Source organism: Bacillus sp. FSL K6-2431, from assembly GCF_038005165.1.
GTDB classification, from domain to species: Bacteria; Bacillota; Bacilli; order Bacillales; family Bacillaceae; genus Bacillus; species Bacillus pumilus.
Genome location: NZ_JBBOSQ010000001.1, coordinates 2480035 through 2495669 on the forward strand (window position 1 = coordinate 2480035; position 15635 = coordinate 2495669).

A 15635-nucleotide genomic window follows, 5' to 3' on the forward strand; every position below is an offset into this window, starting at 1 on the left:
ACCTTTTAAAGCGCGACATCCACAAACAGTATAACTCCAACAGTGATCTTCTTTAAGAAGGGAGACAAATATGGAAAAGTTAAACATTGCCGGCGGTGACCCCTTACGCGGGACCGTACATATTAGTGGTGCGAAAAATAGTGCAGTGGCACTGATTCCTGCCACGATTCTCGCTGATTCTCCAGTAACGATTGAGGGCCTTCCGCATATTTCAGATATTGACACATTACGAGATCTGTTAGAAGAGATTGGCGGAAAGGTCACGTTTGAAAAAGGTGAAATGGTTGTCAATCCTGCTTCCATGATCAGTATGCCTCTTCCTAATGGGAAAGTGAAGAAACTGCGTGCGTCTTATTATTTAATGGGCGCTATGCTGGGAAGATTCAAGCAGGCTGTCATTGGGCTGCCAGGAGGGTGCCACTTAGGACCTAGGCCGATCGATCAGCATATCAAAGGCTTTGAAGCACTCGGAGCCGAGGTGACAAACGAGCAGGGTGCCATTTATTTGCGCGCTGAAAAATTAGTCGGAGCCCGTATTTACCTTGATGTGGTCAGTGTAGGTGCGACCATCAATATCATGCTGGCAGCCGTACTGGCTGAAGGAAAAACGGTCATTGAAAATGCCGCAAAAGAACCCGAAATTATTGATGTAGCGACACTGCTTGCAAGCATGGGAGCCAAAATCAAAGGTGCGGGTACTGATGTGATTCGAATCGAAGGTGTAGAATCTCTTCATGGCTGTAAGCATTCCATCATCCCTGACCGTATAGAAGCAGGCACATTTTTAATTGCTGGTGCTGCGATGGGAGATGAAGTTGTACTTGATAATGTGATCCCAACTCATTTAGAATCAATTACGGCGAAACTTAGAGAGATGGGGTTCACCATTGAAACGAGCAACGATCAGATGCTGATCGTTGGCAGAAACGAAGGGCTCAAGCCTGTCGATATCAAAACCCTTGTGTATCCGGGCTTTCCGACGGACCTTCAGCAGCCGATGACGGCGCTGTTAACAAAGTCGAAAGGCACGAGTGTGGTCACAGATACGATCTACTCAGCCCGCTTTAAGCACATTGACGAATTGCGTCGAATGGGTGCAAACATGAAGGTCGAAGGAAGATCTGCCATTATCACTGGACAAACGCAGCTTCAAGGAGCAAAGGTGAAAGCAAGTGACCTGCGTGCAGGTGCTTGTCTCGTCGTTGCAGGGCTAATGGCAGACGGTGTGACCGAAATCACAGGGCTTGAACATATAGACAGAGGATATAGTTTGCTTGAGAAGAAGCTTGAAGGCTTGGGTGCAACCATCTGGCGTGAAAAGCTGAGTGACCAAGAAATAGAAGAACTTCAAAATTCATAAGGCTTTGACTGTGAGAGGAGATTTGGACAAAAATGGAAAGAAGTTTATCGATGGAACTAGTACGGGTGACAGAAGCAGCCGCATTAAAATCTGCTCGTTGGATGGGAAGAGGATTAAAAGACGAAGCGGATGATGCTGCAACAAGTGCAATGCGTGATGTATTTGATACCATTCCGATGAAAGGAACAGTGGTCATTGGCGAGGGGGAAATGGACGAAGCACCAATGCTTTATATTGGGGAAAAGCTTGGGAACGGATACGGACCTCGCGTGGATGTAGCTGTTGATCCATTAGAAGGAACAAATATTGTGGCAAGTGGCGGCTGGAATGCCTTAGCTGTTATTGCAGTTGCAGATCATGGCAACTTGCTGAATGCACCTGATATGTACATGGATAAGATCGCAGTAGGTCCAGAAGCGGTAGGCTGCATCGACATTGAAGCGCCTGTCATTGACAATCTTCGCGCTGTAGCAAAAGCAAAAAACAAAGATATTGAAGATGTGGTTGCAACGATTTTAAACAGAGATCGACATGAGAAAATCATTGCTGAACTGAGAGAAGCAGGAGCAAGAATCAAACTGATCGATGATGGTGACGTTGCAGGAGCCATTAATACAGCATTTGATCATACAGGTGTTGATATTCTATTTGGTTCAGGCGGAGCGCCCGAAGGTGTCCTTTCTGCTGTTGCGTTAAAGGCACTTGGTGGTGAAATCCACGGAAGGCTTCTTCCTCAAAGTGAAGAAGAATTAAGACGCTGTGAGAAAATGGGGCTAGATGTTGGCAAAGTCCTAAGAATGGAAGACCTCGTGAAAGGCGACGACGCCATTTTTGCAGCGACTGGTGTAACAGACGGTGAGCTATTAAAAGGTGTTCAATTCAAAGGCTCTGTTGGAACAACACATAGCGTTGTTATGCGTGCGAAATCAGGTACAGTTCGTTTCGTAGACGGCAGACATAGCTTAAAGAAAAAACCGAATCTTGTCATTCGTCCGTAATCTGAAAGCGGGTATTTATTACCCGCTTTTCATATAGGTGTCAAATGTATATCATTTTCTTTTTAAAGTTGAATATTCTCTGCAAATGAGGTAAAACTAAAGAGTGCTGCGAAATTTTCTGCGAATTTACTTCTTTTAAGCTTCAACAAGTTTAAATACTGCCGCATCATGACGATATACTCATTATCCTTCTCTATGTTGACAAAGCTCGAGTTCACATTGTTCCTATCTTTACGATAAAACGAGTGGGAGCGTTACCATGAGAGCGAGGTCATTCCAACAAAAACGGAATTAAAAGCTAATCAAATACAATGGTCATGCATTTGTAATGAAATACATTGACTAGAAAAGTGTGGTGTCCATATTGAAAGATGTTTCGATTTCATCTTTGGAAAATATGAAATTAAAAGAGCTGTATGAGCTAGCAAAAAAGTACAAAATCTCTTATTACAGCAAACTAACAAAAAAAGAATTAATCTTTGCCATTTTAAAGGCGAACGCTGAGCAAGAGGATCTTTTATTTATGGAAGGGGTTCTTGAAATTATTCAGTCTGAGGGATTTGGTTTCTTAAGACCAATTAACTACTCCCCAAGTTCTGAAGACATTTATATTTCAGCTTCACAAATCAGACGCTTTGATTTACGAAACGGAGATAAGGTGTCTGGAAAGGTACGACCTCCAAAAGAGAATGAACGCTACTATGGCCTCCTTCATGTCGAAGCGGTAAATGGGGACGACCCAGAATCAGCTAAGGAACGTGTTCACTTTCCTGCACTCACGCCGCTATTCCCTGATCGTCAAATGATTCTTGAAACACAGCCTAATCACCTGTCTACTAGAATTATGGATATGATGGCGCCAGTTGGGTTTGGGCAGCGTGGTTTAATTGTTGCACCGCCTAAGGCTGGGAAAACCATTTTGCTCAAAGAAATTGCCAACAGCATTTCTGAAAATCATCCAGAGTCAGAGCTGATTGTCCTTTTAATTGACGAACGCCCAGAGGAAGTAACAGATATCGAACGTTCTGTTGCAGGGGATGTTGTTAGTTCAACCTTTGACGAAGTACCGGAAAACCACATTAAAGTAGCAGAGCTTGTATTAGAGCGTGCCATGCGTCTTGTCGAACATAAGAAAGATGTCATCATCTTAATGGACAGCATCACAAGGCTTGCTCGTGCGTACAACCTTGTCATCCCGCCAAGCGGCCGAACGCTTTCCGGCGGTATTGATCCAGCGGCTTTCCACCGTCCAAAACGCTTCTTTGGTGCTGCGCGTAACATTGAAGAAGGCGGAAGCTTGACGATTTTAGCCACTGCGCTCGTTGATACGGGATCACGTATGGATGATGTGATTTATGAGGAATTTAAGGGAACGGGGAACATGGAGCTTCATTTGGACCGCTCTCTTGCAGAAAGAAGAATTTTCCCAGCAATCGACATTCGTCGTTCTGGTACGAGAAAAGAAGAACTGCTTGTACCAAAAGAGCATCTTGATCGTTTATGGGCGATGAGAAAATCGATGTCAGATACACCTGACTTTGCTGAGAAGTTCATGCGCAAAATGAGAAAAACAAAGACAAACCAAGAATTTTTCGATATTTTAACGCAAGAATGGAAACAAGCGAACATGTCTGCATCAAGAAGATAGCTTGTTGAAAAAATACATTTGCAATCATAGACTCACACTGTTATAATTTCATCATGTGCGTTTCAGAATTTATTCTGAGATATTAACTCTGTTTCCGAATTGGATTCAGGGCGGAAGGAGATGACAGTAGATGAAAACAGGAATTCATCCTAACTACAAAAAAGCTACAGTCAAATGCGCTTGTGGAAATGAGTTTGAAACTGGATCAGTAAAAGAAGAGGTACGCATCGAGATTTGCTCTGAGTGCCATCCTTTCTATACAGGCCGTCAAAAATTCGCTTCTGCTGATGGACGTGTTGACCGCTTTAACAAAAAATACGGTCTTAAGTAATAATAGATACAATAAACAGGCAGGAATCCGTTCTTGCCTGTTTTTTTACGTGGATTGATGGAACTTTAAAACGGGGGAGAAGACCTTATGTATGTGATGAAACAAAGCGGTTGGCTTGAAGTCATCTGCGGAAGTATGTTTTCTGGAAAGTCGGAAGAATTGATTCGGAGAGCCAAAAGGGCCACCTTTGCCAAACAAGAAGTAAAAATATTCAAACCAGCGATTGATAACCGATATAGTACAAGCTCAGTTGTTTCACATAACGGTTCATCGGTCGATGGGATTGCAGTAGCCTCACCAAAAGACATAATAACGCACATATCAGAAAGAACCGATGTCATTGGCATAGATGAGGTGCAATTTTTTGATGAGACAATCATTGACATTGTCACTCAATTGGCTGATAAAGGTTACCGAGTCATTGTTGCAGGCCTTGATCAAGACTTCAGAGGAGAGCCATTTGGTGTTGTTCCGCATTTAATGGCATGTGCAGAGCTTGTAACAAAACTTCAAGCAGTTTGTTCGGTATGCGGCTCCCCAGCGAGTAGAACACAACGCTTGATCGACGGTAAACCCGCATCCTATGATGATCCCATTATTTTAGTAGGTGCGCAGGAATCATACGAAGCACGATGCAGACATCACCATGAAGTACCAAGACTTGACGTTGGTACAACACTTGACAATTAAAAAATAGCAAATGCCGCTGTGTTTCGTTTTTTGAGATTTTGGCTGAACACCCATCATTTGTACTTAAATAAATTAAATAACGCTACGAAAAAATTATCTAATTTTCAACGCTTGCGTTTTAGTATAAGCAGGCATAAAATGACTAACTGTAGTGTAAAGCATTTTAACGAAAAGTTCGATTTCTTGTCATAATTTTTTTGATTAAGGATTATTCTCCTTAATCGTTCTTTAAATTAATAGTTCACTTTATTTATATTTTAGAAAGAGGGTAGTTTTTGATGAACAACGTGAAGAAAACAAAAGAAGGGTACCTCGAAACCACATTGACAGGTAAAGATGTATTATCGATTCCAACGTTGAACAAAGGCGTTGCTTTTTCTGAAGAAGAAAGACAAGAGCTTGGACTAGAAGGCTTACTTCCTCCAACTGTTCTCACTTTAGAACAACAAGCGGAGAGAGCGTACAAGCAATTCCTAGCACAGCCAGATCGTCTTCGTCAAAACGTATACTTAAGTGATTTGCAAAACCGTAACGAAGTATTGTTCTATAAGCTTATATCAGACAAGCTTCGTGAAATGCTTCCTGTTGTGTACACACCAACTGTTGGTGAAGCGATTCAAGAATACAGCCATGAATACAGAAGACCTCATGGTGTCTATCTTTCAATCGAGAACATTGACGGCATTGAGAAAGCATTTGAAAACTTACATGCAACAGCAGGAGATATCGACCTGATCGTAGCAACTGACTCTGAGAGCATTCTTGGAATTGGTGACTGGGGTGTTGGTGGTATCAACATCGCAATTGGTAAATTAGCTGTTTACACGGCTGCTGCAGGTATTGATCCAAGCCGCGTGATTCCAGTCGTATTAGATGTTGGAACAAACAATGAAAAATTATTGAATGATCCATTATACATCGGAAACCATCACAAACGTGTACAAGGTGAAAAATACGAAGAATTCATTGATGCATATGTAAAAGCAGCGCTTAAATTCTTCCCGAAAGCATTGCTTCACTGGGAAGACCTTGGAAACAAAAATGCGCGTAACATCATGAAAAAATACAATGATAACATCTTAACATTCAATGATGATATTCAAGGTACTGGTGCCATTACTTTAGCGGGTGTTCTTGCAGCTGTCAAGAAAACTGGTACTCAATTGAAAGATCACCGTGTGATGATCTTCGGAGCTGGATCAGCTGGAATCGGAATCGCAGATCAAATGCGTGACACAATGGTTCTTGAAGGTCTAAGTGAAGAAGAAGCAAACAATGCTTTCTGGACTTTAGACTACAGAGGATTACTGACAGATCAATTCGAAGATGAAGTGTTTGATTTCCAAAAACCTTACCTTCGTTCTTCTGATGAAGTAGAAGGCTGGGCACGTGATGAAAAAGGGCAAATCTCATTTGCTGAAACTGTTCGCAGGGTGAAGCCAACGATTCTAATTGGTACATCAGGTCAAGGCGGTGCATTCACTGAAGAAATCATTAAAGAAATCGCAGCACATACAGAGCGTCCAGTGATCATGCCAATGTCTAACCCAACACCACTTGCGGAAGCTGTTCCAGAAGATCTATTCAAATGGACAGACGGCCGTGCACTTGTTGCAACAGGAAGCCCGTTCGAAAACGTTGAGTATAACGGAATTGAACATGAAATTGGACAATCAAACAATGCGTTCGTTTTCCCTGGACTTGGTCTTGGCTCAATCGTAACGGAATCAAAAATCATCACAAAAGGCATGTTCGTTGCTTCTGCAGATGCGATTGCTGAAATGGTTGATCATGATAAACCAGGTGCTGGTCTTCTTCCAAGCATTGATAAATTGCAAGAAGTTTCTATCAAAGTGGCCATTGAAGTGGCAAAAGCAGCAATTAAAGATGGTGTCGCAAGAAGAACGCCTGACGACATCGAACAAGCTGTGAAAGATGCAATGTGGATTCCTGAATATAAAAAAATTGTAAGAGCATAATAAATTGTGTAACGCGGCATTGTTTAGGGTAATTTAAACAATGCCGCAATAAATAGAAACTTGTAAGGATTTAAGGAGGAAGAGTAAGGTGGACTTTTTAAATATTTTGATCCTCCTAGCACCGATTTTTTTCGTTATCGCGCTGGGTTGGTTCGCAGGACACTTCGGTAGCTATGACGCTAAATCTGCAAAAGGTGTAAGTACACTTGTGACAAAGTATGCTTTGCCAGCGCACTTTATCGCCAGCATTCTGTCAACACCAAAAGATAAATTCTATAGTCAAATTCCATTTTTCGTTGCATTGATTTTAGGAATCGTAGGTTTTTATATCATTATCCTTCTTGTTACGAAATTTGCTTTTAAATACGATTTAACAAATTCATCTATTTTCTCGTTAAACTCAGCTCAACCGACCTTTGCATTTATGGGGATTCCAGTCCTAGGCAGTTTATTTGGGGCTCAAGAAGTTGCAATTCCGATTGCAATTACCGGAATAGTTGTAAATGCAATGCTTGATCCAATTGCGATTATTGTGTCAACTGTCGGTGAAAAAACAAAAGGAAAAGCCAAAGACGGCGAAAGTTTCCTTAAAATGACGACGAAAGCTATTTTGCACGGTTTATCAGAGCCGCTTGCACTTGCACCACTAGCAAGTATCATTCTTGTTCTTTTAGGATTTAAACTGCCTGAAATTGGACATGAAATGCTAGAGGAAATTGGAAGTGTTACGTCAGGGGTTGCGCTATTTGCAGTCGGTGTCACTGTTGGTATCCGTAAAATTAAATTAAGCCTACCAGCATTCAGTATCGCATTGCTAAAAGTAGCTGTACAACCATTGCTTATGTATTTTATCGCCATTTTCATGGGTCTTTCGGCTGATGAAATTACAAAAGCTGTATTACTTGTTGCCTTCCCAGGTTCAGCTGTTGCAGCCATGATCGCAACCCGATTTGAAAAACAAGAAGCAGAAACTGCATCCGCATTTGTGATCAGTGCAATCATGTCATTAATTTCATTACCGATCATTATTGCACTTACCTCATAATAAAGTAGAAAGGCTGCCTCATGAGGCAGCCTTTCTTAGCGAAATGAATGAAACAGAGGGAAGAGCGCACGCTTTTTTTTGATGTCAGTGTGCGTGATTTCCTTTTTTTCTTCTATTTGAGAGGATTGTTTCAAGCTCGCAGCAAGACGCTCAAGTTTAGTGGTGAGATCTTCAATTTCTCTACGGTGCTGGAGCAGCTGATAGGATACACCTTCATCTGCTTTTTTAGCCAGTTTCCGTTCGAGTTCTTGCAGTCGTTTTTCTACATCAGTGCTGTGCAATTGCTGCTGAATGAGCTGATTCACCTGCTTTTCCAATGCTTCGATCCGCTTTGTGGAGGCAGCAGTTTCTGCAGCAGGCGATAACTGTTGAACGGTTTCCGTGTGGATTGGCAGTCGAATGTCTTGAAGGATCACACCTTCACTCATTTGGTGTTTGACTTCTTTGAGAAGCTGTACAATATCTTCATGAAATTCATAATGTCCAAGTTCATTCCGGGCGACAGGGATGTTGAGCTGTTTAACCCAACGCTGAATCGTTTTTGAAGAAACGCCAATTTCTTTTGCAACCTCATTTGTATTCAAACCAAATGCCCTCCCTTTTTTCAATTATAAGTACCATTCTCTTCAAGGAGGAACTGTTCCTTCACGTTAGACAAAACAAGTAACCAATCGCCAAAGATCGTGTTTTCTAGCGGAAAATTGCAGAAAATCAATTGTTTTGGAAATTTTTTTGACTGTCATACCCCGCTATACTATAATTAGACTGTTACGCACAAAACAGAGGTGAAGACCATGTTAGACCGTTTAAAATCAATTGAAGAACGCTATGAAAAGCTAAATGAATATTTAAGTGACCCTGAAGTGGTGAACGACCCTAAGAAGCTTCGTGAATATTCGAAGGAACAATCTGATATTCAAGAAACTGTTGAGGTATATAGACAATATCGTGCGGCATACGACCAGTTGAGCGAAGCGAAAGCAATGCTGGAAGAAAAGCTGGATGCCGAGATGCGCGACATGGTCAAAGAAGAAATTTCAGAGCTCACAGAGGAAACGGAACGTTTAGAAGACGAGCTGAAAATCTTGCTGATCCCGAAAGATCCGAATGACAACAAAAACGTTATTGTGGAGGTTCGTGGTGCAGCAGGAGGAGAAGAGGCCGCGCTTTTTGCTGGAAATCTTTACCGTATGTACAGCCGTTATGCTGAAATGCAGGGCTGGAAAACAGAAGTAATGGAAGCGAATGTGACTGGAACTGGCGGTTATAAAGAGATTATCTTTATGATTAGCGGGAAAGGCGCATATTCCAAACTAAAGTTTGAAAACGGTGCACACCGCGTGCAGCGTGTTCCGGAAACGGAATCAGGCGGACGGATTCATACATCAACAGCGACAGTTGCTGTCTTGCCCGAGGCTGAAGAAGTTGAAATTGATATCCACGAAAAAGACATCCGTGTAGATACTTTCACATCAAGCGGGCCTGGCGGACAAAGTGTTAACACAACCATGTCTGCTGTTCGATTAACTCACCTTCCAACAGGCGTGGTTGTTTCCTGTCAGGATGAGAAATCACAAATCAAAAACAAAGAAAAAGCCATGAAAGTATTACGTGCGAGAATTTATGATAAATTCCAGCGTGAAGCACAGGCTGAATATGATCAAACGCGTAAATCTGCTGTTGGAACAGGGGATCGTTCAGAGCGTATCCGTACGTACAACTTCCCACAAAACCGTGTAACAGACCACCGCATCGGATTAACGATTCAAAAGCTTGATCAAATTTTAGAAGGAAAACTTGACGAGGTCATAGATGCATTAATTATGGAAGACCAAGCAAGAAAGCTTCAAAATGCAAAATAATCAGCGTACCAACTTTGAAGCCCTTAAATGGGCTTCTTCTTTGTTAACGGAAGCCGGTAGAGACCAAAACGCAGCAGAGCTCCTTTTGTTGCATGTACTGGACTTAAGCAGAAGTGAACTTCTTGCACGTTTTCATGATCAGCTGCCAGAGGAGCAAGATCGGTTATTCAGCGAGTTTGTCACGCAGCACAAGAAAGGCGTGCCTGTTCAGCATCTAACAGGTATTGAATTTTTTTACGGCCGTCCCTTCGAGGTGAACAAACATGTTCTCATTCCTCGCCCTGAAACGGAAGAGGTCGTTTTGGCGGCGCTGAATTTGATGAGTGACATCTTCCCGCACGATCAGCCGCTCAAAGCAGTAGACGTTGGCACCGGAAGCGGGGCAATTGCGATTACGCTCGCTCTTGAAAAAGAAACACTATCTGTCACAGCAACGGATATTTCACATGAAGCACTTGCGGTAGCAAAGCGGAATCAGCAAGCGCTAGGTGCAGACGTTCATTTTTTACAAGGGGACTTACTCGAACCTATCAAGGATCAGGGCATCAAAGTGGATCTGTTTATTTCCAATCCACCTTATATTGCGGCAGAAGAAATGGACAGCTTGTCAGAGGTGGTTACGAAGCATGAGCCAGTAAATGCGCTGACAGATGGACGTGATGGTCTGTGGTTTTATAAGCGTCTCATTCGTGATCTTCACCATGTACTTCATAAGCAGGCGGTCGTTGTCTTTGAAATTGGACATACGCAAGGGCAAGATGTAAAAGCACTTCTCTTGCAGTCATTTCCCGCGGCAGATGTCCGCATCGTCAAGGATATTAACGAGAAAGACCGAGCTGTTTGCGCACACATTCAAAACGGAAAGTCCGGCTGAATAAAGTCGGACTATTTTATTATGTAAAGATGAAACTTATGGTAAAAGAGAAACGTATATATAGAAGAATGAACATTCTGATCATGATTTTTTTACATAAATTTGTTTTGAAGGAGCGAATGGTGTGAACAGAAGGTATGCGATGGTGTTGGTCATCGTCAGTGTACTATTGATTGTGAGTGCTTGTGGCAAACCGAGCTTTAAAAAAGAAGCAGCAGCATTTGGAGAAAGCTATAAAAAAGCACAATACACAGTGAATCGAACAGATGACCTAACTGACATGAAGGAGAAGCTGAAGTCTTATTTAACCGAGCATGAATATCAAGAATATACACAAGACAGCATGTTCCCGAGCGTGTTAGAAGCAGCAAAGGATCAAGATTGTCAAATTAAGCTGAAGAAAATTACGTTTACGCCTTCAGATGAAAGCGATGACAGAATTGAATTTAACTATGAAATGATGATTCAATTTATTAATCAGAACGGAAAAGTCAAAAAAGAAATCAAGAAAAAAGGAGCAATGACTGTCATCAAAACAGATGCAGGGTTAAAAATCAGCCGAGATTGGGATGGAAGACTGTATCCTTCCGATTACCAATCCTCACTCCAAAGCCGTTCTTAATGGAACAGTTTTTTTCATTTGACTCATAATCTATTAAAAAAATCATTTTTCCTGTTTATGAGATGGGTTTCCTGGACACAATGTTTGTAGCGAAGAGAAAAAGTGGGGGGAACACATCATGTTTAAAAGTAAAATGATGATTTGTCTTTATATGTTTCTATTATTATGCGGTGCTTTTGCAAACCTTGGCAGAGAGGAGACAGCGGCTGCTTCTGCAAATCAGCCTGTTGTGATACCAGAGGAATCCATTCGATTACGCATTTTAGCAAATAGTGATCGTTCAGCAGATCAGGATGTGAAAAGAAGCATTCGAGACGAAGTCAATGCCAATATGACAGAATGGGTCAAAGACCTTACATCCATTGAAGAAGCAAGACGTGTGATTCGGTCCAAGCTGCCAGAAATCAATCGCATTGCCAAAGCGAAATTGAAGGAGCAGCACATTGATCAATCCGTATCAGTCAGTTTTCAAAAAGCCTCATTTCCAACAAAGCTCTATGGAAATTTCGTCTATCCTGCAGGGAAATATGAAGCCATTTTAATTACGCTTGGAGAAGGGGATGGAGCCAATTGGTGGTGTGTGTTATTCCCGCCGCTCTGCTTTATCGATTTTTCAAATGGAGAAGCCATCGCGTCGCCAGAGGGGGATGGGGATACCGAAGTGACAGCACAGCAAACAGATGAGTCTGTGAATGAAGTGGTCAAAGAAGAGAAAGAAGAGACGGGTGAAGTGAAATTCTTTTTATTCGAATGGGTCTCTAGTCTTTTCTCCTAAAAAAGGTATAAATCTGTTTTTGCCTCATAGAGTTGAAGTAAGAGATCAAAAAGAGGTGAAAGCATGTTTTATCAATTAAGAATAGCCACAGAAGAAGATGCCCCAGCGATCAATGCTTTTCTTGAAAAAGGACAAGCGAAAGGCGGCGTCACGCTTGCAGAGCGTACGACATTTGTTGTCATGGAAGATGCAGAAGGTCAGCTGGCAGGGTGTTTAGGTCTTGAACAGCTTAGTGAACAAGAGGGCCTGCTGCGGTCTCTTGTCATATCAGATAAACTAGGTCAGGGACACATCGTATCTTTGTTCCAAAGTGTTCAAACGCTCGGAGGGAAAATAGGTGTGGATACGTTTTATGTCGTCGCCAACCATTCCTCCTCACATGACTTTTTGGCATTGATGGGCTTCACGGCTTTAGAGGATATTCCAGAAAGCATGTGGGTATCTGCACATGCAAAAGAGATCTTAGCGAAAGAACAGGCAGTGGTTCTTCAAAAAAAAGCCAGTTAATCACAATATATTGAACTTATACACATACTTATCCACCGTTAAACAAGCGTTATCCACAAATTGTGGACAACGCTTGTTTTATTGATCATCATCTTTTATACTTTCAAAAGGATAATTGAGATATATCAACAGTTTTATCTTTTTTAAAAGGAGTTTGTATGATGTTAAATACAAGAAGGTGGTCTGTGGATTTAGAAAAGAATTTATCCACATACTATCCACAAATTGAACAGGCAGCGTTGTTATTGCAGCAAAACGAAGTGGTCGCTTTTCCGACAGAGACGGTGTATGGACTAGGGGCTAATGCGAAAGAGACAGAAGCTGTCATGAAAATATATGAAGCGAAAGGGCGTCCAAGTGACAATCCATTGATTGTCCACATTGCGGCAATTGAGCAGCTTCATGAATTTGCGCAAATAGAAAGCGAAAAAGCAAAGGCATTGATGGATGCCTTTTGGCCGGGTGCATTAACCATTGTTCTTCCGTGTAAGCCGGGCACTTTATCAAAGCAGGTCACGGCAGGTTTATCCACGGTCGGTGTGAGAATGCCTGACCATCCGATTGCGCTTGAGCTCATCCGAACGGCTGGCCTGCCGATTGCCGCACCAAGTGCCAACCGTTCAGGCAAACCATCACCAACACAAGCTGACCATGTAGCGAGTGATCTCGATGGAAGAATCGCTGGAATTGTCGATGGTGGTTCAACTGGTATTGGCGTTGAGTCAACGGTTGTATCCTGTGTCGACGAGATTCCAGTCATCCTAAGGCCGGGCGGGATTACAAAAGAAGCTTTAGAAGAGGTAGTAGGAACGGTTAGTATTGACCCAGGGCTGACAAAAAAGGACGAAGCGCCTGTATCGCCAGGGATGAAATACACACACTACGCCCCTGAAGCTAAGATGTATCTCTTTTTTGGAAGTGATGAAGAGATGCAGCGTCACATTCAAACATACCAGGCGGAAGGTTTCAAAGTTGGCGTGCTGACAACAGAAGAAAAGAAATCGTTGTTTGTGGCAGATGTTGTTTTCAGCTGTGGGTGGAGAGAAAAACCTGAAACGATAGCGGCAAACTTATATCGTGTACTAAGACAATTTGATGAGACAGATGTAGATGTCATTATTTCAGAATCCTTTTCAGAGCAGGGGGTTGGTTCAGCAATTATGAACCGTCTGCAAAAAGCGGCAGGAGGGCGCACTCTCTCTTCATTCAAATAGTTCTAACCCTTCTTGGACAAACATAGGTTAAAGGAGAATGCGTGTCCAAGGGGGATTTACATGTACGAACTAGCTGGCGAATTGCTGACGCTCAGCATCATGGCTTTTGCACTGGGGATGGATGCTTTTTCGGTTGGACTTGGCATGGGAATGATTCAGCTGAGGTTCCGCCAGATCATTTATATTGGACTTGTCATTGGGATATTTCATATGTTTATGCCGCTTTTTGGCATGCTAACAGGTCAGCTCCTATCAGGCTGGCTCGGTCTCCTTGCCACCTATATCGGCGGGGCGCTGCTTTTGGTGCTCGGGCTGCAAATGATCATTGCGTCTATTCGCAAAGAAGATAAACCATTTATCGCACCTGTTGGCGCTGGTCTTGTTCTTTTTGCAACAAGTGTCAGCTTAGATAGTTTTTCCGTTGGTTTAAGTCTCGGAATTTACGGTTCTCGCGTATGGATGACCATTTTATTGTTTGGTTTTTTTAGTATGATCCTCACATGGCTTGGATTATTACTCGGTAAACAGGTCCGTTCATGGGTGGGATCATATAGCGGAGCGCTTGGCGGAATCATTTTACTAGCCTTTGGTATCAAATTATTATTTCCGCTCTAGTCAGTCTCCTTACATAACATGTAGAATGAAATGCTATATAATAGAAGAAAAGGAGGGCGAAAGATGAAAATCTTATTTGTTTGTACGGGAAATACATGCAGAAGTCCGATGGCTCAAGCCCTTTTTGCTTCAATTGCACAAGAGAAAGGTTTAGAGGTCACTGTTAAATCAGCGGGCATTTTTGCCTCAGATGCTGGGAAGGCTTCTCCTCAAGCGGTCGAAGCACTATTTGAGAAAAGCATTCCACTGAATCACTCTTCAGCAAAACTGACAGAGGATCTTCTGCGAGAAGCTGATTACGTCTTCACCATGACCATGCAGCATAAACAGTTGATTGTGGAGCAATATGCACATGCAAAAGACAAGATTTTCACTCTAAAGGAATTCGCGACAGGGACAGAAGGCGATGTATCCGATCCATTTGGAGGAAGCCTGTCTGTTTATCAGGAAACACGTGATGAACTTGAAGCATTGCTCCAGCAGCTGGCTGAGAAATTGAAAAAGGATCAGACGTCCTCATAATGGACAACCTGTAAAACCGTTGCATCAACGGTTTTTCTGCTTTTGTTTGCAAATGACTAAGCAGAGGTTAAAATATAACTGTAAATAAAGAATAAATGTAAGGCATAACAGATCAACTCACCCTTAGGAGGAATTGCCCGATGAAAGTAGCTATTGCATCCGATCACGGCGGAACGAATATTCGTGAAGAAATCAAACAACTGATGGATGAATTGAAGATTGAATACATTGATATGGGTTGTGAATGTGGATCAGGTTCTGTAGACTACCCAGATTATGCTTTTCCTGTAGCTAACATGGTGGCAAACGGAGAAGTGGACCGCGGCATTTTAATTTGCGGGACAGGCATCGGTATGAGTATCTCAGCAAACAAAGTAAAAGGAATTCGCTGCGCGCTGGCACATGATACATTTAGTGCGAAAGCGACTAGAGAACATAATGATACAAACGTCCTTGCAATGGGAGAACGAGTCATTGGACCTGGATTAGCACGTGAGATTGCACACATTTGGCTGACAACAGAATTTACGGCAGGACGACATGCTGTACGGATTGGTAAGATCGCTAATTACGAAGAAAAGCACCTATAAGGA

Annotated in this window: 17 protein-coding genes; 16 read left to right on the forward strand and 1 reads right to left on the reverse strand. The window is 42.4% G+C overall.

All coding sequences use genetic code 11. The features are described from left to right. Positions 1-70 precede the first annotated feature (70 nt). The 7 genes from MHH40_RS12375 (at position 71) to MHH40_RS12405 (ending at position 8051) form a co-directional block, all read left to right on the forward strand. Positions 71-1360 (forward strand): UDP-N-acetylglucosamine 1-carboxyvinyltransferase, encoded by a 1290-nt coding sequence (locus MHH40_RS12375; protein WP_340901148.1) that lies wholly within the window; start codon positions 71-73, stop codon positions 1358-1360. Between the two features lie 32 nt (positions 1361-1392). Next, the gene (gene glpX / locus MHH40_RS12380; RefSeq protein WP_003214904.1) at positions 1393-2358 is read left to right on the forward strand and encodes a class II fructose-bisphosphatase; all 966 of its coding nucleotides are present in this window, start codon (positions 1393-1395) and stop codon (positions 2356-2358) included. 364 nt (positions 2359-2722) lie between these two features. Continuing rightward, the gene (rho, locus tag MHH40_RS12385; protein WP_003215202.1) at positions 2723-4006 is read left to right on the forward strand and encodes a transcription termination factor Rho; all 1284 of its coding nucleotides are present in this window, start codon (positions 2723-2725) and stop codon (positions 4004-4006) included. 130 nt (positions 4007-4136) lie between these two features. Continuing rightward, positions 4137-4337, forward strand: a complete 201-nt coding sequence (rpmE, locus tag MHH40_RS12390; RefSeq protein ID WP_003215407.1) for a 50S ribosomal protein L31 — start codon at positions 4137-4139, stop codon at positions 4335-4337. An 87-nt stretch (positions 4338-4424) separates the two neighbouring features. After that, positions 4425-5027, forward strand: a complete 603-nt coding sequence (locus MHH40_RS12395) for a thymidine kinase (RefSeq protein ID WP_003214626.1) — start codon at positions 4425-4427, stop codon at positions 5025-5027. A 278-nt stretch (positions 5028-5305) separates the two neighbouring features. After that, the gene (gene malS / locus MHH40_RS12400) at positions 5306-7006 is read left to right on the forward strand and encodes an oxaloacetate-decarboxylating malate dehydrogenase (RefSeq protein ID WP_003215037.1); all 1701 of its coding nucleotides are present in this window, start codon (positions 5306-5308) and stop codon (positions 7004-7006) included. A gap of 88 nt (positions 7007-7094) precedes the next feature. Then, positions 7095-8051: an AEC family transporter gene (locus MHH40_RS12405; RefSeq protein ID WP_003214757.1), complete on the forward strand. Its 957-nt coding sequence runs from the start codon at positions 7095-7097 to the stop codon at positions 8049-8051. Positions 8052-8086: 35 nt separating this feature from the next. On the opposite strand, the gene racA is transcribed toward MHH40_RS12405, so the two are convergent. Next, positions 8087-8635, reverse strand: coding sequence for a chromosome-anchoring protein RacA (gene racA / locus MHH40_RS12410; RefSeq protein WP_340901149.1), 549 nt, complete (start codon positions 8633-8635; stop codon positions 8087-8089). A 210-nt stretch (positions 8636-8845) separates the two neighbouring features. Here racA and prfA point away from each other — a divergent pair, with 210 nt between their 5' ends. The 9 genes from prfA to rpiB all read left to right on the forward strand — a co-directional run bounded on the left by prfA (position 8846) and on the right by rpiB (position 15632). After that, positions 8846-9913, forward strand: a complete 1068-nt coding sequence (gene prfA, locus MHH40_RS12415) for a peptide chain release factor 1 (protein ID WP_050944445.1) — start codon at positions 8846-8848, stop codon at positions 9911-9913. Next, positions 9903-10787 (forward strand): peptide chain release factor N(5)-glutamine methyltransferase, encoded by an 885-nt coding sequence (gene prmC, locus MHH40_RS12420; protein ID WP_340901150.1) that lies wholly within the window; start codon positions 9903-9905, stop codon positions 10785-10787. Before prfA ends, prmC begins: the two co-directional genes overlap by 11 nt. A gap of 142 nt (positions 10788-10929) precedes the next feature. After that, positions 10930-11409 (forward strand): hypothetical protein, encoded by a 480-nt coding sequence (locus MHH40_RS12425; protein ID WP_003214608.1) that lies wholly within the window; start codon positions 10930-10932, stop codon positions 11407-11409. A gap of 118 nt (positions 11410-11527) precedes the next feature. Further along, complete coding sequence (gene spoIIR, locus MHH40_RS12430) at positions 11528-12184, forward strand: stage II sporulation protein R (RefSeq protein ID WP_340901151.1); 657 nt, start codon at positions 11528-11530, stop codon at positions 12182-12184. Positions 12185-12247: 63 nt separating this feature from the next. Continuing rightward, the gene (locus MHH40_RS12435) at positions 12248-12691 is read left to right on the forward strand and encodes a GNAT family N-acetyltransferase (protein WP_003215151.1); all 444 of its coding nucleotides are present in this window, start codon (positions 12248-12250) and stop codon (positions 12689-12691) included. A 161-nt stretch (positions 12692-12852) separates the two neighbouring features. Then, complete coding sequence (locus MHH40_RS12440) at positions 12853-13905, forward strand: L-threonylcarbamoyladenylate synthase (RefSeq protein WP_080984762.1); 1053 nt, start codon at positions 12853-12855, stop codon at positions 13903-13905. Between the two features lie 60 nt (positions 13906-13965). After that, positions 13966-14520 carry a manganese efflux pump MntP gene (locus tag MHH40_RS12445; protein WP_050944441.1) on the forward strand — a complete coding sequence of 185 codons (555 nt, stop codon included), beginning with the start codon at positions 13966-13968 and terminating at the stop codon, positions 14518-14520. A 63-nt stretch (positions 14521-14583) separates the two neighbouring features. Next, positions 14584-15042 (forward strand): low molecular weight protein arginine phosphatase, encoded by a 459-nt coding sequence (locus tag MHH40_RS12450; RefSeq protein WP_050944440.1) that lies wholly within the window; start codon positions 14584-14586, stop codon positions 15040-15042. A gap of 140 nt (positions 15043-15182) precedes the next feature. Then, a complete protein-coding gene (rpiB, locus tag MHH40_RS12455) occupies positions 15183-15632 on the forward strand; it encodes a ribose 5-phosphate isomerase B (RefSeq protein WP_050944439.1) in 450 nt (149 codons plus the stop codon). The last annotated feature ends 3 nt before the right edge of the window (positions 15633-15635 follow it).

Excerpts from the sequence above, each read along its gene's own strand:
- MHH40_RS12375 (WP_340901148.1), top strand. The coding sequence starts at position 71 with ATGGAAAAGTTAAACATTGCCGGCGGTGACCCCTTACGCGGGACCGTA.
- glpX (WP_003214904.1), top strand. The coding sequence starts at position 1,393 with ATGGAAAGAAGTTTATCGATGGAACTAGTACGGGTGACAGAAGCAGCC.
- rpmE (WP_003215407.1), top strand. The coding sequence starts at position 4,137 with ATGAAAACAGGAATTCATCCTAACTACAAAAAAGCTACAGTCAAATGC.
- MHH40_RS12395 (WP_003214626.1), top strand. The coding sequence starts at position 4,425 with ATGTATGTGATGAAACAAAGCGGTTGGCTTGAAGTCATCTGCGGAAGT.
- malS (WP_003215037.1), top strand. The coding sequence starts at position 5,306 with ATGAACAACGTGAAGAAAACAAAAGAAGGGTACCTCGAAACCACATTG.
- prfA (WP_050944445.1), top strand. The coding sequence starts at position 8,846 with ATGTTAGACCGTTTAAAATCAATTGAAGAACGCTATGAAAAGCTAAAT.
- prmC (WP_340901150.1), top strand. The coding sequence starts at position 9,903 with ATGCAAAATAATCAGCGTACCAACTTTGAAGCCCTTAAATGGGCTTCT.
- MHH40_RS12425 (WP_003214608.1), top strand. The coding sequence starts at position 10,930 with ATGGTGTTGGTCATCGTCAGTGTACTATTGATTGTGAGTGCTTGTGGC.
- spoIIR (WP_340901151.1), top strand. The coding sequence starts at position 11,528 with ATGTTTAAAAGTAAAATGATGATTTGTCTTTATATGTTTCTATTATTA.
- MHH40_RS12435 (WP_003215151.1), top strand. The coding sequence starts at position 12,248 with ATGTTTTATCAATTAAGAATAGCCACAGAAGAAGATGCCCCAGCGATC.
- MHH40_RS12440 (WP_080984762.1), top strand. The coding sequence starts at position 12,853 with ATGTTAAATACAAGAAGGTGGTCTGTGGATTTAGAAAAGAATTTATCC.
- MHH40_RS12445 (WP_050944441.1), top strand. The coding sequence starts at position 13,966 with ATGTACGAACTAGCTGGCGAATTGCTGACGCTCAGCATCATGGCTTTT.
- MHH40_RS12450 (WP_050944440.1), top strand. The coding sequence starts at position 14,584 with ATGAAAATCTTATTTGTTTGTACGGGAAATACATGCAGAAGTCCGATG.
- rpiB (WP_050944439.1), top strand. The coding sequence starts at position 15,183 with ATGAAAGTAGCTATTGCATCCGATCACGGCGGAACGAATATTCGTGAA.